The sequence below is a fragment of the Pseudomonas sp. 273 genome (assembly GCF_029201425.1).
Classification (GTDB): Bacteria; Pseudomonadota; Gammaproteobacteria; order Pseudomonadales; family Pseudomonadaceae; genus Pseudomonas; species Pseudomonas delhiensis.
On sequence record NZ_CP116775.1, the window covers coordinates 4,951,187 to 4,964,640 of the forward strand.

At 66.0% G+C, this 13,454-nt stretch carries 13 protein-coding genes; all 13 read right to left on the reverse strand.

Annotation, left to right across the window (positions count from 1 at the left end; translation table 11 throughout):
• Window positions 1–22 precede the first annotated feature (22 nt).
• The 13 genes from PKO50_RS22510 to PKO50_RS22570 all read right to left on the reverse strand — a co-directional run bounded on the left by PKO50_RS22510 (window position 23) and on the right by PKO50_RS22570 (window position 13,453).
• On the reverse strand, window positions 23–1,180 hold the full coding sequence (locus PKO50_RS22510) for a glycosyltransferase family 4 protein (protein ID WP_275627271.1): 1,158 nt from the start codon (window positions 1,178–1,180) through the stop codon (window positions 23–25).
• The gene (gene galE, locus PKO50_RS22515; protein WP_275630515.1) at window positions 1,177–2,184 is read right to left on the reverse strand and encodes a UDP-glucose 4-epimerase GalE; all 1,008 of its coding nucleotides are present in this window, start codon (window positions 2,182–2,184) and stop codon (window positions 1,177–1,179) included. Before galE ends, PKO50_RS22510 begins: the two co-directional genes overlap by 4 nt.
• An 88-nt stretch (window positions 2,185–2,272) precedes the next feature.
• Window positions 2,273–4,081: a hypothetical protein gene (locus PKO50_RS22520; protein WP_109933286.1), complete on the reverse strand. Its 1,809-nt coding sequence runs from the start codon at window positions 4,079–4,081 to the stop codon at window positions 2,273–2,275.
• Between the two features lie 681 nt (window positions 4,082–4,762).
• A complete protein-coding gene (locus PKO50_RS22525) occupies window positions 4,763–7,075 on the reverse strand; it encodes a type II secretion system protein GspD (protein ID WP_275627272.1) in 2,313 nt (770 codons plus the stop codon).
• Window positions 7,059–7,544: a hypothetical protein gene (locus PKO50_RS22530; protein ID WP_275627273.1), complete on the reverse strand. Its 486-nt coding sequence runs from the start codon at window positions 7,542–7,544 to the stop codon at window positions 7,059–7,061. Before PKO50_RS22530 ends, PKO50_RS22525 begins: the two co-directional genes overlap by 17 nt.
• 175 nt (window positions 7,545–7,719) lie before the next feature.
• A complete protein-coding gene (locus PKO50_RS22535) occupies window positions 7,720–8,301 on the reverse strand; it encodes a hypothetical protein (protein WP_275627274.1) in 582 nt (193 codons plus the stop codon).
• Window positions 8,302–8,313: 12 nt separating this feature from the next.
• Window positions 8,314–8,970, reverse strand: coding sequence for a hypothetical protein (locus PKO50_RS22540; protein ID WP_275627275.1), 657 nt, complete (start codon window positions 8,968–8,970; stop codon window positions 8,314–8,316).
• 360 nt (window positions 8,971–9,330) lie between these two features.
• On the reverse strand, window positions 9,331–10,350 hold the full coding sequence (locus tag PKO50_RS22545; protein ID WP_275627276.1) for a hypothetical protein: 1,020 nt from the start codon (window positions 10,348–10,350) through the stop codon (window positions 9,331–9,333).
• Between the two features lie 66 nt (window positions 10,351–10,416).
• Window positions 10,417–10,941: a prepilin-type N-terminal cleavage/methylation domain-containing protein gene (locus PKO50_RS22550; RefSeq protein ID WP_275627277.1), complete on the reverse strand. Its 525-nt coding sequence runs from the start codon at window positions 10,939–10,941 to the stop codon at window positions 10,417–10,419.
• Window positions 10,938–11,396: a prepilin-type N-terminal cleavage/methylation domain-containing protein gene (locus tag PKO50_RS22555; RefSeq protein WP_275627278.1), complete on the reverse strand. Its 459-nt coding sequence runs from the start codon at window positions 11,394–11,396 to the stop codon at window positions 10,938–10,940. The genes PKO50_RS22550 and PKO50_RS22555 overlap by 4 nt, the downstream gene beginning before the upstream one ends.
• Window positions 11,372–11,785, reverse strand: a complete 414-nt coding sequence (locus PKO50_RS22560; RefSeq protein WP_275627279.1) for a prepilin-type N-terminal cleavage/methylation domain-containing protein — start codon at window positions 11,783–11,785, stop codon at window positions 11,372–11,374. Before PKO50_RS22560 ends, PKO50_RS22555 begins: the two co-directional genes overlap by 25 nt.
• Window positions 11,754–12,149 carry a type II secretion system major pseudopilin GspG gene (gene gspG / locus PKO50_RS22565; protein WP_275627280.1) on the reverse strand — a complete coding sequence of 132 codons (396 nt, stop codon included), beginning with the start codon at window positions 12,147–12,149 and terminating at the stop codon, window positions 11,754–11,756. The genes PKO50_RS22560 and gspG overlap by 32 nt, the downstream gene beginning before the upstream one ends.
• A 113-nt stretch (window positions 12,150–12,262) precedes the next feature.
• Window positions 12,263–13,453: a type II secretion system F family protein gene (locus tag PKO50_RS22570; protein ID WP_275627281.1), complete on the reverse strand. Its 1,191-nt coding sequence runs from the start codon at window positions 13,451–13,453 to the stop codon at window positions 12,263–12,265.
• Window position 13,454 lies beyond the last annotated feature (1 nt).

The window sequence follows — 13,454 nt, forward strand, 5'->3', positions numbered from 1 at the left end:
TCTCGTTACCATTGGCCGGCGACTACATGCTCGCCAGCACTTTCCTGTTGATTTCACGAACGTCGTAACGCGCTTCGGCAATCCGCCGGCTCTCCCTTCCCATCCGCAGAATGAGTCCGGGGTCATGGATGAAACGAGCCATCACCTGCTTCAGGGCCGCAGGGCTGCGGATCGGCACCAGAAAGCCGTTGACGCCGTCGACGATGCTTTCCCGGCAGCCCACCCAGTCCGTGGTGATCACGGGCCGCCCCAGTGCCATTGCCTCCTGGATGCACCGCGGAATGCCCTCGCGGTAATAGGAGGGCAGCACCAGGACGCTGGACTCGTTCAGCCAGCCCCGCACATCCCTCACCCAGCCCACCCAACGCACGGAGCCCTCCTCGCTCCAGCGGAGGATTTCCTCCCGCCGGATGGAGTCCGGGTTCACATCCGTGTCGCCAAGGACGATGCATTCGATCTCGGGGTGCTCCGCCTTCAGGGCACGGGCAGCCTCGACGAAGTCCTGGATACCCTTTTGCTGCAGAAGGCGACCGACGAAGATGAAGACGACCGGGCTCACCGGCGGACGCGATGGAAGGAAATGCGTCAGGTCGAGGCCGATGCCCGGCAGCAGCACGACCTTTTCCGCCGCTACCAGGCCGCCATGCACGAAAAGCGCGTAGTCATCGGCATTCAGCAGAAAAACGCATCGGGATGACTTCAGGGTAATGCGGTAAAGCTGGCGCACGAGACTGCGCAACAATCCTCTGGCCGGGCTCGATGCGTCGACTTCCGAGAAGACGTAGCCAGCCCCCTCGATCATCGAATAGACGATACGAACCCCGGCCAACCTGGCGGCCAGGCCGCCGAGGATCACCGGCATGGGGAAGTAGCTGAACACGGCATCCACCCGGCAGGAACGTAGCTGCCATGCGGTTTTCACGACTGCCCACAGCGCCGTGAGCGGATTCATGCCGCTGCGCCCGATGCAACCCCGCACCGGCGTCGCCCCCAGTTGGCGAAGCTGCCTTCTGGTGTGCTCGTCGTGATCGGGCGCAAAGGCGTATACCTCCACGCCCCTGGCAACCATGTCGCGAATCAGCTCGCCGCGAAAGTTGACGATCGAGAAGGCCTGGTTCGAAACCAGCGCCAACCGTCGGAAGCCGAGGTCGCCCGCGTCGGACCGGCCTGAAAGCGTCATACATGCATGCCCGACGTCTGCCAGCGCCAGACATCGGCCACTATCTGCCCGATGTCCTTGCGGGATTTCCAACCCAGTTCCCGCTCCACCTTGGCGACATCCGCCCAGCTTTCCGCAATGTCCCCCGGGCGACGGTCGCGAACCTCATAAGGTATCGGTTTGCCGCATGCCGATTCGAATGCCTCGAGGACCTCCAGAACCGAGTATCCACGGCCCACGCCCATGTTCCAGACATGTGCGCCGGCGTGCCGGAAAAGAAAGTCCAGGGCCTGCACATGCCCCTGGGCCAGGTCGCAGACATGCACGTAGTCGCGTACCCCCGTACCGTCGGCCGTGGGGTAGTCGTTTCCATATACCCCCACGGTCGGCTGCTGGCCTACGGCGACACGGCCAACGATGGGCAGCAGGTTGTTCGGCTGGCCTTTGGGGTCTTCGCCAATCAGGCCGCTGGCGTGGGCACCCGCGGGGTTGAAATAGCGCAGTATCGCTACCGCCCAGCCTGGGTCGGTCGCAGCGAAGTCCCTGATCACTTCCTCGGCGAAGAACTTGCTTCGGCCATAGGGATTGACCGCCCGCCCTGCCGCATGCGTTTCAGCAACGGGGACGCTTTCAGGATCGCCATAGACGGTGGCGGACGAACTGAAGACAAGGCGACGGGTTCCCGCCTCCTCCATCGCCTCCAGCAACGTCAGGATGCCGCCGACGTTGGTGGAGTAGTAGTCCAGTGGCAGCCTTACGCTTTCCTCCACGGACTTCAGCCCCGCCAGGTGGATGACGGCATCGATGGAGTGCTCGGCGAAAAGCTCCCGAAGCAATGAGAGATCTCGAACGTCCCCCTTCACGAAACGCAGGGACCTGCCGGTCAGGGCCTCTATTGTATCGAGGGTGGCCAGGGAACTGTTGGCCAGGCTATCCAGCACAACGACATCGGCCCCCCATTCCAGCAAGTGCACGACCACGTGGGAGCCAATGAAGCCCGCTCCGCCTGTCACCAACACATTCATCGCTACACCAGTGAAAACATCGCGCATCGAAAAAAGTGGAGAGGCGATTCGCATCGCCTCTCCACGACCTCATGGCATAAGCCGGAGATCAGTTGCGGTTGTTGCCACCGCGATGGTTGACAGTGGTGGACGGACCGGAATCGCCGTTGAAGTTGCCCTGGGTGGTGGAAGTCATGTTCACCAGGGTGCCATTCGGCGTACGGATCAGACCGAGCGCCTCGCAGGTGGGGAACTCGCCTTCGATCACCAGGCGGGCACGGCCACCTACGCCATTCCAGTCGTTACCATTGACACCGAAGGCGGAAGCGACCTGCTCCACGCTGTAAACGCCGGTTTCGTGGGCCTGGAGGACTTCCTTGCCGCTCTGGTCGACGATGTAGGCACTGCCGACTTCCGGGTAGCGCTTGCCGTTCTGGTCGAACAGTACGCCGCGGACCTTGCCGGAACGACCGCTGTCGCTGGTGTTGGTCAGACGGATGAAGAACGCATCGGCGTTGTTGGCGGCCGGCAGGTTGAACAGGCTGGCGACGCAGCTGCTCTTCCAGAAGTGGTCGATTTCACCACCGTTGATCACCCGGTCGACGTAGCGGACGTTACCGAAGTCGATGCTCAGCGGACCTACGGCGAAGCTCTGCTGGGCAACCATCGCGTCGACGCCATTGGACTTCACGCAGACGTTGTAGGTCTGATTGACGTCGCCATTCACCAGGCTCAGCGGCAGCCTGGCTACGCCATTGGCCCCCGTGTTCGCCAGGATATCGGCAGCGCTCCAGGAGTGAGCGGCAGCGGCGCTACCATCGGCAAACCCCTGGCAGGTGCCGGCAGTCAGCCCCACCGAGTCGATGCCGCTGAAGTTGCCGCTGACGTAGCTGGACAGCTTGTCACTGCCGTTGAAGCCGAACACGTTGCGGCCGTCTTCGTTCAGCACGTCCTGGTTGACACCCAGGCGCACACTGCCCAGACGAGCGTAATTGACGCCGTAGTTGGTGGGATCGGTCAGTTCCGGCTGGGCGGAAACGCTGGTGTCGAAGCTCTTGTCCTGGTTGGCCAGGTCCAGCGAGTGGAGAACCTGGTACTGCCCCCATGCGTTGACATTAAGGACATCCCAATAGACCGCCGGCAGGGAGGTGAATACCATCAGCGGCGGAGCGGAGTCGTTGTTCTTCGCGTCGCCGCCGTTCGGGCCGGTGGTGGTGTCCAGCTGGGCGGAAACGGTGACGTTGAAGCGGCGCTCGTTCAGCGGATCGTCCAGCATGTCGACGTTGGACTGGCTCAGGAAGGTCGCGTCCCCCTGCAGGGCGGCACGCAGGCGATCGACCCGCGCAGGCTGCTCGTTGGAGGTGTTGTTGGTGCGGAAGTTGAAGTGAACGATGGAACTCTCGGCCACCGCTTTCGCGATTTCCGCGGCGCCGGCGCTGTCCAGCGTGAGGCTGAGGGTGTTGACCCCGGTGCCGCTGGTGATGGCGAAGCCTTCGCCGGCCGGCAGCGTACCGATCTGGATCTGGTTGGGGGTGATCGTGTTGGCGAACTGCGCCACGGTACGATCCAGGGTCAGCTTGACGGTATGGCCGACGGCGACCTTGTCCGCCTTGGCCAGGTCGATGGCGTATTTGAGATCGGGCAAGTCGAATTGGGTGGTTTCGGAAAGGTTGCCGAAGACTTCCTGCGCGATGGTGATGTTTGCGGCGCGGCTGACGTAGTTCGCACCGGTCTCGATACTCACGCCCTCCTTGTAGTTGGCTTGGCCCGGAGCATATTGATCATCGGCCCCCGGAGAGTTCTGGAGAATGGTCCCGTTGGAACTCTGACCAACGACGATGCTGACGACGCCGGCATTGGCCGCACCGGCGAACATGGCAGAGACGATAGCCGCGCTCAGCAGTGTTCTTTTCAACATTATTTCAAGCTCCTAACTTTTCTGGAATTTCCATTCAGCCGGTCGACTGGGTCGCCGACGACAAATTACATACGGACCTTATTTTCGTACCTGAAGCGGAAATGACACCCTGAGCTCCGCGCCGGGCAAGGCTCGCCGAATACCACCCAGCCAATTCCGACCGGGCAGAACAAGGAAAACGCAATACGGCCATATGATTTATTTCGCGCCCTTCCACAACTTACAGCCATGCCTGACTGAATGTGGGAACAGCGCAAGCCAACACCAAGACAGCACTAGCTTCAGGCAGCTTTATATATTCGGGTTTTCCTCAAAACAACGGACAAAGCCCTGCAAACACCCAAATACCAAAAATATGGAAAATACCTACATAGCAAGGAATCAAAGTCCTAAGAAAAGCCGAAGAAAAGTCTCGGAAAGTTCAACGACTCTCAGAGCCAAATGAAGTATTTCTGAACGAAAAGCACCTCCAGCCCGCCGCGAGCCATGTACTCGCCCATGTAGCGGAACTTCGTGTGATAGAAGGAAAGGATGCAGCAGCCCACCCAGGCATCGACGTCTCTGCGGCGGAGCCCGCCGAAAGCGGATCAGACCGGAAAGACGGGCGACTTCACGGACAGCACCCCCTGCGCGCATGAAGCCGCCGTACGGACAGTGCCCCGCTGCACTCGGGGCGACCATTCACAAGCTACGACATTCCGCCAGCGGCCTGTCGCAGCCGATCGCAGGTTCGATCATCCGCCGCAGCTTCTCGGTGATCTCCCTGGCGTCTTCCGTCCCATCGATGACATAGGGCTGGATCAGCATCACCACCTCGTCCTTGGACGTCGTCCGGGACTGCTTGCCGAACAGGTAGCCCAGGACCGGCAGGTCCTTGAACCACGGTACGCCTGCGTTGCTGTCCACATGGTTTTCGTTGATCAAGCCGCCCATGAAGATGGAGCCGCCGCTCTGCAGGGTCAGCGAAGTTTCCAGCGACGTCCGCTTGATCGGCGGAGAGGAAATGTCGCCGCCCTCGCCCCCGCTGGACCCTGCGGCGCCGCCATCGCTGACCTCCTGGCTGACCGTCAGGTCCACCCGGTTGTTCGAGTAGACGACCGGGGAAACATTGAGGATGACGCCAGTGGAACGATAGGAGATCGATTGCAGCAGGTTGGAGTTTCCGCCGGTGTTGCTGCCATCGGTCTGCCGACCGGTCACGATGGGAATGTCGGTACCGACGTTGATGTTGGCCTGTTCGCCGCTTTTCACGAGGATGCGTGGCGTAGCCAGGATCCGTGTACGGGAATCGTTGGCCTGCGCCGTCAGTTCCGCCTTGGCGCCACCGGCGGTATTGATCAGGTATTTGAAGCCCCCGGCTCCTCCTGATATTTCACGGCTGAACCTGGAATCGGTATTTGCCGCGCCTCCAAGGAAGGACCATTCCAGGCCTGCGTTCTGGTTAGCACCCAGGGTCACGCTGGCGATCGTCACCTCGATCAGCACCTGGCGCGCCGGCTTGTCCAGTTGCCGCAGCAGCGGCTGCATCTGCTGCCAGACCCTGGCTGGGCCACGGAACAGGATGGCGTTGCGGTTCTGGTCTTCGACGATGGTGCCGCCGCCCGATATGCCAGCCGCCAGGCTATCCATCAGGCTATTACCGCCGCCGGACAACAGGGCCTGGGCGCCGGCGAGGCGGACGAGCGGCGCGACTCCGGGCGGGCCACCGCCCATGTCGCCAGCACCGCGACCGGGCACCGGGCTTGTCGGTGCGGCATTGCTGCCAGAGGCGGCCGCAGCGCGGCTCGAGGCACTGTTGCCCAGGCCCGGCGTCAGTCCGTAGGCGCCGCTGCCCCCCAGGCCGGAGACCAATGCCCGCAGCGAGCGGGCCACTTCGGTGGCGCGGGTGTTACGCACTTCGTAGAAGAACAGCCCTTCGCTTTCCGCCCCCGCCCCTGCGGAATCCACCGCGCTGGCCAGCGGCACCCGGTCCACCTGTCCGGCCCAGTCGCGGGCCAGGTCCAGCAAGGGACGCTGGTTGGAGAACACGATCAGGCCATTGGAGCTTTCCAGCGGTACCAGCACGACGCTTCCGGAAGCCTCGCCGATGCCGACGCTGTAGCCCTGGGCCTCGAGCAGGGTCTTCAGTTGCTTGGCCATCTCCGCCGAGGTGATGAATGCCGGGTCGATGCGCAGGCTGTGCTGCCCACGCATGAACGGCTGGTCGAGCAGCCGCACGGCCTGCGCCGCCTGTTTGACCAGGGAGGCCATGCCCTTGAGCATCAGCCCGCCGCGCGGGTTGTCCGCGGTGGCCGACAGCCCGGACTTGTCGTATGCATTGTTCAGCCAGGGAATCACGTCCTTGGGATCGACGTTGTGCAGGGGGATGAACTGGAACACGGGCCGGTAGGCATTGGGCACGTCCGGAAGCGCTTCGCCGCTGACGAGGATCGGCGGCTCCTCGGGGCTCAGGCCGATCTGCTTGATCTGGAAGCGCAGTATGTCGCCCTGCTTGACGATCTCGATGCCGTAATTGGCCATGACCTGCGAGGCGATGTCGTAGACCGTCTGCCGGGTCTGCGCCTGCTCCAGGCGCAGGGTGACCCTGTCGTTGCGCTTCTTCAGGCTGTCGTCGATCTCGAACGACAGCCCCAGCAGGTTGCCGAAGACTTCGTTGATGAAGCTCGGCAGGGCAGTGTCCTCGACGCTCACCTGCAGGTCGGCATTCTTGTCGTCCAGCACCAGGCGATCGGCCTTGTCCACCAGCCCGCCAACGGGCCCGGCCGGCGGCGCCGGCGTCGGGCCTACCAGCGGCCCCGTGGATTGCCGCGGACGCTGCGAAGGCCCTGCGGCCGCATCCTGCGGCTGGCTCTCCTCCCGCGCCTGGCTTTGCTCCAGCAAGGGCGCGGGCAACTGCAGCGGTGCCGTGCTGCAGCCACCCAGCAACCCCAGGCAGATCGCGAGCAGCAGGGGGCGCCGGGGAAAGCCTGCGAGGGCGTCATTCGAGGGGGGCATAGAGTTTCCTTTCAAAGTCCTGGGTGGCGCCATCCTCGGACAGCGAGAAACGAATGCCCTGCCCTTCGATCCGCTCGAGGCGCTCGTCTCCCGGCAGCAGGTCGCCGGGCGCATAGCGCAACAGAGGTGCAGCGGCGTCCTTGGCGATCAGGGCGAAGCGCTGCTCGCCCTCGGCAACCACCCCACGGAACAGCCACTGGACCTTGACCCGGGCCACGCCCTTCTCGTCCACGCTGATGCGCGCCGAGCGCGGTTGTTCGGCCGCCTTCCCGGCGCTACCCCACCAGGACATGCCGGCGATCTGCGCGGGAACGCCGGCGTTGCGGGAGACCGCTCGGACCTCCGGTAGCCGCCACTGCGCAGCCTCGACCGGGGCCTCCGGAACCTCTGCCGGTGGCTGCCAGAGCAGCGCCAGCAGGATGCCGCTGGCAAGCGCTGCCCCGGCCAATCGGAAGTGGGAGGAAGTCATAGGAAACCGATGAATCGATACCGCGAAGGAAAGGGTGCATTCGAAGCATGTTGAGCGCGGAATTCTGTCACTACGGAAATGCTGCCTTTGCCGTTTTCCATGAAGGAAGTTTCCCAACCAGGGAATACGAACGATTGGCGGTGCCGGCATGGCCTGAGCATTCGCCCTAATCCGATCAAGGGGGCGTTCCGTCCGGACGAAAATGGAAAGTGAGCTGCAGGTTCACCGACGGCGAACCGCGGTCGTTCAACTCGAGTGCGACGATACTCACCCAGTGCTCCGCGCTTTCCAGCGCATGCAGCAAGCGGCCGAAACTCTTCGGCTCGAAGCGTCCGCGCAACTGCGCCTGAACCCGCGCGCCGACATCCTCCTTGTCGAAGTCCAGGGGCGGCAATACCGAGATGCGCGCATCCTGCAGGCCGCTCTGCCTGGCCTGGGCATCCAGCCAGGCCTGTACGTCGGCCCGGGCCAACGAGGGGTTCCGCGCCTGCCACAGGCGCTTTCGTAAGGCGCTGCGCACGTCTTCGGCCTGGACGGCGCGGTCCGGCCAATCCCCCTGGCTGGCCAGCGCACGCATCTGCGCCAGGCGCCTGGCCGATTCCTCGAACGCCTGGCGGCGGGCATCGCGCCAGTCGCTGCCCAGCAACAGCAGGTGGGCGGCCAGCAGCGCCAGGACCAGCCAGCCCGCCAGGCGCAGGCGGGGCTGCTCCCGCCACTGCTCGCGCAGCCGGGCCCAGTGGGGCAATGCGTCTTTCAAGCGAACGTCCATCTATTCCCCCTGGCGAATGCTCATGGCCAACTGCAAGCCGTCGGCCCTGGGCGACGGTTCCACCCTGACGTCCTGGAACCTGCCGCCCTCCTGGAGACGCTGGACGAAGAACCGCGGGTCGGCCCGGCGGGTATCGATGAGCAGCTCCAGGGTGTTTTCCCGATAACGCCAGCTCAGCAAGCGGCTATCCTCTGGCAGCAACCCCGCCACCGTGCGCAGCAGCTCGACCTGCGACGGCGCATCCTGCAAGCGCAGCAGGGCCTGGATTTCGCTTTCGGCCTGCATGGCGCGGGTGCGCGCCGCCAGCACCGGCTCGACCTGCTGGGCCAGTGCGGCCTGCTGCCCCGCCACACCACGCTCGGCCCACCACCACTGCGCCCCCTGCATCAGGTTGAAAGCGCTGCCCGCCAGCAGGGTGGCCGCCATGCCATAGGGCAGCCAGCGCTCCCAGTCCCGCCCCGCCAGGCTGGCGCCGGAAGCCCAGGGACGTTCCAGGCTGGGTACCACTTCTGCCTCCAGTCGCTCGGGCACATGCACGCCGGGAACCCCTCGCAGCGCCTGCCAGGCGCCAATGGACAGCGGCAGGCCATCCTGGAAGACGCTCGCCCGCAGCACGCCGGCCCGCCAGACCTGCAGGTCCACGCCCCCTGGACGCACACCAGGCGAACGACGGATTCCGGAGTCGTTGCCGGCGGCACCTGCAGCAGCGTTTCCGGCAAACAGAGGCAGCCGGACGTGGCCTCCTGCGAAGCGGCAAGCCCCTGGCGCTGCTGTTCGTCCCAGAGCCACAGCTGTACCCAGCCGTCACGCCAGACCGCGTAGTGCCCCGGCAAGCGGAACGGCGACAGGCCGGCGAGCTTCAGGGCCAGGGCCTGGGCCCTCCCGCTGGACGGCACATGGGACAGGTCCAGGCAGCGGTACAGGCATTGCGAACGCTCGATGACCCATTGCGGGCGGAGCATCCGCCCCAGGCCACGGGGCTGGCGCCGCCATTCCAGGCATGGCGAGCCGTCCTCGTCACGGCCTTGCCACAAGCGGGGCGGCAAGCAGTCCAGGCGCCTCATGATGGATGGACGCGGTGTCGGTATCGGGGACATTGCGCGGCAGGGACCTCCGTTGCAGGAATTGCCAGGGCGACCCTTGCAGGTCGTCGCTCTCGAGTCGCAGTTGGTATTCGTAGCGCGCCGCGGCATCCACGGGGCGCAGGTGGATGAAGAGGGTGGCGCTGGCCAGGCGCGACCAGTTCTCCGCAGGCAATTGCTGCAGGTAGATGCCCAGCACCCCCGCGAGGTCGCCCATGCCCTGCAGCGGCCGTTCGCGGCGCGCGGCGAGCAACAGCGCCAGGTTGTCTTCCGGCAGCCTCCAGGCCAGGCGCAGGAGCTGCCCGCTGGCGGTATTCACGTTCAGGGCCGGTTCGCCGACGGTCACCAGGTCATCCCAGCCCGCGGCCCGCAGCCTGGCCTCCCAGGGCTGCCAGCTATCGAGGACGAACACTTCCTGCGGGGCGTGCAGATTGCGCACCACGGCGCGCCCCGGCTGGCTGCGCAGGTAGCCGGCGAGTTCCGCCAGCATGGGCGCTATCCTTTCCGGCGCCACCCCCAGCCCTTCCAGTACCAAGGCCAGCGTCACCGGTGGCGCCTGCTCCAGGCCGAGGCGCGAGGCGCGATCGATGAGCGCAAAGCACCAGCCATTGGCCAGGCAGTATTCGCGGCCATCAAGGGCCAGCTCGGCCCCCACCGGGAGGGTCGATAGGTCCATGTCGGCGAGGCTTGGCGCCGGGCTGTCGGGCGTGGTCAGGCCGGCCAGGGTCAGGCGCTGGGTCGATGCCAGCCACGTCAGCCGGCTGAGCAGGGAGCGTTCCGCCATGTCGCGCAGCAGCCCCTGGCGTTCCTGCTCGATGCCATCCAGCGAGCGTTCGATCCAGGTCACGGCCGAGGCCACCACCAGGGTCATGACGGCGAGAAACCAGATGACGCCGACCAGCACGAAGCCGCGCTGGTTTCCGGCGCCACGCCGGCCACCGCGCTCAGTACGCATCCACGCTCACCTGGCGAAGCGGCGTCGCTACCCTGGCCAGGCGGAACAGGCGCTCGGCCGGCGCGTTCAACGCCACCGCCGCGGGAAGGCTGTCGGCCAGTGCCGGCAGGGGCGGCCAGTTGTCGTGCCACCCCCCGATTCGTCGCGATAGAGGAAGTGCGCCCCACCCTGCAGTTCCAGCAGTGGCCAGCGGCTGGCCTGCAGCCGGCGCACGTAGATCAGCCCGGTCCGCTCCCGGCCTTGTTCGCCTAGCCTTTCCAGGCGAAAGGCGAAGGGCACCGGGACACCCTCGATACGCTCGGCGCTGGCCAGGGTGACGCCTTCGAAACTGAGCGCATCGCCCCTGAAACGGGCCGCCGCCTCGCCCTTGGCCGGCGCCGCCAATTGCGACACCGAATCGCCGAACCAGCCGAACGCCAGGACGCGCAACTGGCGCGACTCGCCCTGGCGCAGGAAGCTGTCGTTGGCCCGCGAGACATAATCCATCCCTTGCATCAGCAGGGTGGTGACCATCGTCGCCAGCAACAGGACCACGATGAGCTCCAGCAGCGTGAAGCCCCGCTGTCGCCGCCCCGCAAAGCGCCGGCTCATGGCTCGCTCCCCTGGGCACCGTCGGCCGGGCGGGCCAACCGGTACCCCGCCAGCTCCAGGCTGACGGGCAGCGGTGGCAGGTCTTCGCCGAGCACGCGCGCCTGGACCCGGTACAAGGCACTGTCGAAAGGACCGGGATGGCCGTTGTAGCGGCTGACGACAGGCCGCGGGGCGGCAAGCAGATGGCTTTCCCAGTCCAGCCGGTAGCTTCCCAGCGTGACGCTGCCGCTGGGCTGGAGCATCGGGTTGAGGCCCTCCAGGTAGGCCAGGCCGGTGCGGGTCGCATCGAGGCGGCGCTGGACGTCGTTCATGCGCTCCAGGGTTCTGAAGCCCGTCCCCAGCCACGCCAGCAGGGCGCTTCCCACCACCGCCAGGAGCGTCAGGGCGACCACCGCCTCGAGCAGCGTGAAACCGGCTTGCCGCCCCCGCTTCACCCGTCGAACTCCGGCAGGCATTGCGGCGGCTCCAGGCGTAGCTCCCGGATGGCCTCTTCCCTTCGCAGTTGCAGCAGCCCACCCAGGCAGGCGCCATTGGCCAGGTAGATGACCGGCACGCCTGCGCTCAACACCCAGCCATCCGGCAGCCTGAGCATCCGCGGCGGCTCGACGCCGGCGGGGCCGATGAGGGTCTGCTGGGCCTCCAGCCGGGCCCGATAGCCCAGCGTCTGCAACTGGTTGGTGATGTCCTGCAGTTCGACACGACGGCGCCAGGCCTCCTGCATGTTCAGCAGGCTGGGCATGACGATGGCGCCCAGCGCGGCGACCAGGGCCAGCACCACCAGCAGTTCGAGCAGGGTGAAACCGCCGCTGCGCTCACTGCCTGGGCAGGTAGCCGATGTCCGCATTCTCCCCTTCCCCGCCGGGCTGCCCGTCGGCGCCCAGGCTGTACAGCGAGAACGGCTGTTCGGCGCTGGGCGCGTTGCTGTACATGTATGCGCGGTTCCAGGGATCGAGCGGCACCCCGCCGTCCAGGTAGGGACCTTTCCAGAAGGCCTTGATCCGCTCGTCCGCCGGCGCCGCGTTGAGCAGCGCCAGCCCCTCCTGCTCGCTGGGCAGGCGGCCGATGTCCAGGCGCATGGTCATCAGCGCGCCCTTGAGCATCTTCACCTGGGTATCGGCGGTCTGCACCTTGGCCTTGTCGGCCTGGCTGAACAGGCGTGGCCCGACCAGACCCATGAGCAACCCGATGATCACCAGCACCACGATCATTTCCAGCAGGGTGAAGCCGCGTTCGCCGCGGCTGCCCCCATGGCCGACGGCTTGTGCCTCCCTTGCCGGGGCCGCCCGCCCTTCTGCCCGTCGTCCATTCTCTTCCCCTTCGTTCAGAACACGATGTCGTTGGCGCTGGTGATGGCCAGCACTACGCCGGTGATGATCACGCCGAACAGCGCACCGATCAGCAGGATCGCCAGCGGCTCGATCAGCGCCAGGACCTTGCGCATGCGCGAGCGCCCCAGTTCCTCGTAGAGCCCGGCGAGGCTGTCGAGCATCTCGGCCAGGCGGCCGGACCGCTCCCCGACCCGCACCAGGTTGCCGCCCGTGGCCGTGATCGCCCTGCGCAGCTCCAGCGCCTCGGACAGGGCGGTTCCTCCCCTCACGTCCTGGGTCACCCTTTCCAGCAGGTCGCGCTGGTGGCCGATGCGCACGCCCGCGCTGGCCAGGCGCAGGGCCTCGACCAGCGCCACGCGATTGCCCAGCAGGGTGCCGAGGACCTTGGCCCACTGGGCGATCTCCGCCTGCAGCAGCCAGTCGCCGAGCAACGGCAGGCGCAGCAGGGCGTTCAGGGCCCGGCCGCGAACCTTCTCGCTCCTGGCCAGGGGCAGCCCCAGGGCCCCCAGCAGCAGGCCGGCGAGCAGCAGCGGCAAGGCATTGGCCTTGCTCCAGACGCCGGTGCTGAGCACCGCCCAGGCCAGCCACGGCAACTTGTCGGCGTGCTCCAGCAGGTTGGCGAACTTGGGCACGACGAAGACGAACATCACCATGACCGCCCCGACGCCGCTGAGCACCAGCACGCTCGGGTAGATCAGGGCATTGCGCACTTCCTCGCGGGTACGCCGCTCGTACTCCATCTGCGTCACGCAATCCCGTAGCGCCGCCGCCAGGTTGCCGGTCAACTCCCCTGCCGCCACCAACTGGTAGGCGTAACGCGGCAGCGGCAGGCCGGCACTCTCCAGCACCTGGGGGAAGGAACGGCCCTGGCGCAGGCCTTCGCTCATGCTCCGCAGCGCCGCGGCAATGCGCGGATGGCTGCTCGAACGCTCCTGGGCGGAAACCGCGTCGGCCAGGGCCACACCAGCCGCCAGCAGGGTCGCCAGCTCGTGCAGCGCCATGTTCAGCTCTTCCGCGCGCAGCCGCCGGCGTCCGGGTTGCGGCGCCCGTTGGCCCGACTCCAGGCTCAGGGGGGTCATGCCCTGTGCCTCCAGCTGGCGAAGCGCGTCACCGCGGGAGCCGGCATCGAGGTCGCCGCTGCAACGCCGGCCCTGCCGGTCCACTGCCTGGTATTCGAAGCGCATG

Bases quoted from the DNA above. Each gene is read 5' to 3' on its own strand.
- PKO50_RS22550 (WP_275627277.1), bottom strand. From the start codon at position 10,941: ATGAGCCGGCGCTTTGCGGGGCGGCGACAGCGGGGCTTCACGCTGCTG.
- PKO50_RS22545 (WP_275627276.1), bottom strand. From the start codon at position 10,350: ATGCGTACTGAGCGCGGTGGCCGGCGTGGCGCCGGAAACCAGCGCGGC.
- PKO50_RS22510 (WP_275627271.1), bottom strand. From the start codon at position 1,180: ATGACGCTTTCAGGCCGGTCCGACGCGGGCGACCTCGGCTTCCGACGG.
- PKO50_RS22520 (WP_109933286.1), bottom strand. From the start codon at position 4,081: ATGTTGAAAAGAACACTGCTGAGCGCGGCTATCGTCTCTGCCATGTTC.
- PKO50_RS22560 (WP_275627279.1), bottom strand. From the start codon at position 11,785: ATGCGGACATCGGCTACCTGCCCAGGCAGTGAGCGCAGCGGCGGTTTC.
- PKO50_RS22525 (WP_275627272.1), bottom strand. From the start codon at position 7,075: ATGCCCCCCTCGAATGACGCCCTCGCAGGCTTTCCCCGGCGCCCCCTG.
- PKO50_RS22530 (WP_275627273.1), bottom strand. From the start codon at position 7,544: ATGACTTCCTCCCACTTCCGATTGGCCGGGGCAGCGCTTGCCAGCGGC.
- PKO50_RS22570 (WP_275627281.1), bottom strand. From the start codon at position 13,453: ATGCGCTTCGAATACCAGGCAGTGGACCGGCAGGGCCGGCGTTGCAGC.
- gspG (WP_275627280.1), bottom strand. From the start codon at position 12,149: ATGATCGTGGTGCTGGTGATCATCGGGTTGCTCATGGGTCTGGTCGGG.
- PKO50_RS22555 (WP_275627278.1), bottom strand. From the start codon at position 11,396: ATGCCTGCCGGAGTTCGACGGGTGAAGCGGGGGCGGCAAGCCGGTTTC.
- galE (WP_275630515.1), bottom strand. From the start codon at position 2,184: ATGAATGTGTTGGTGACAGGCGGAGCGGGCTTCATTGGCTCCCACGTG.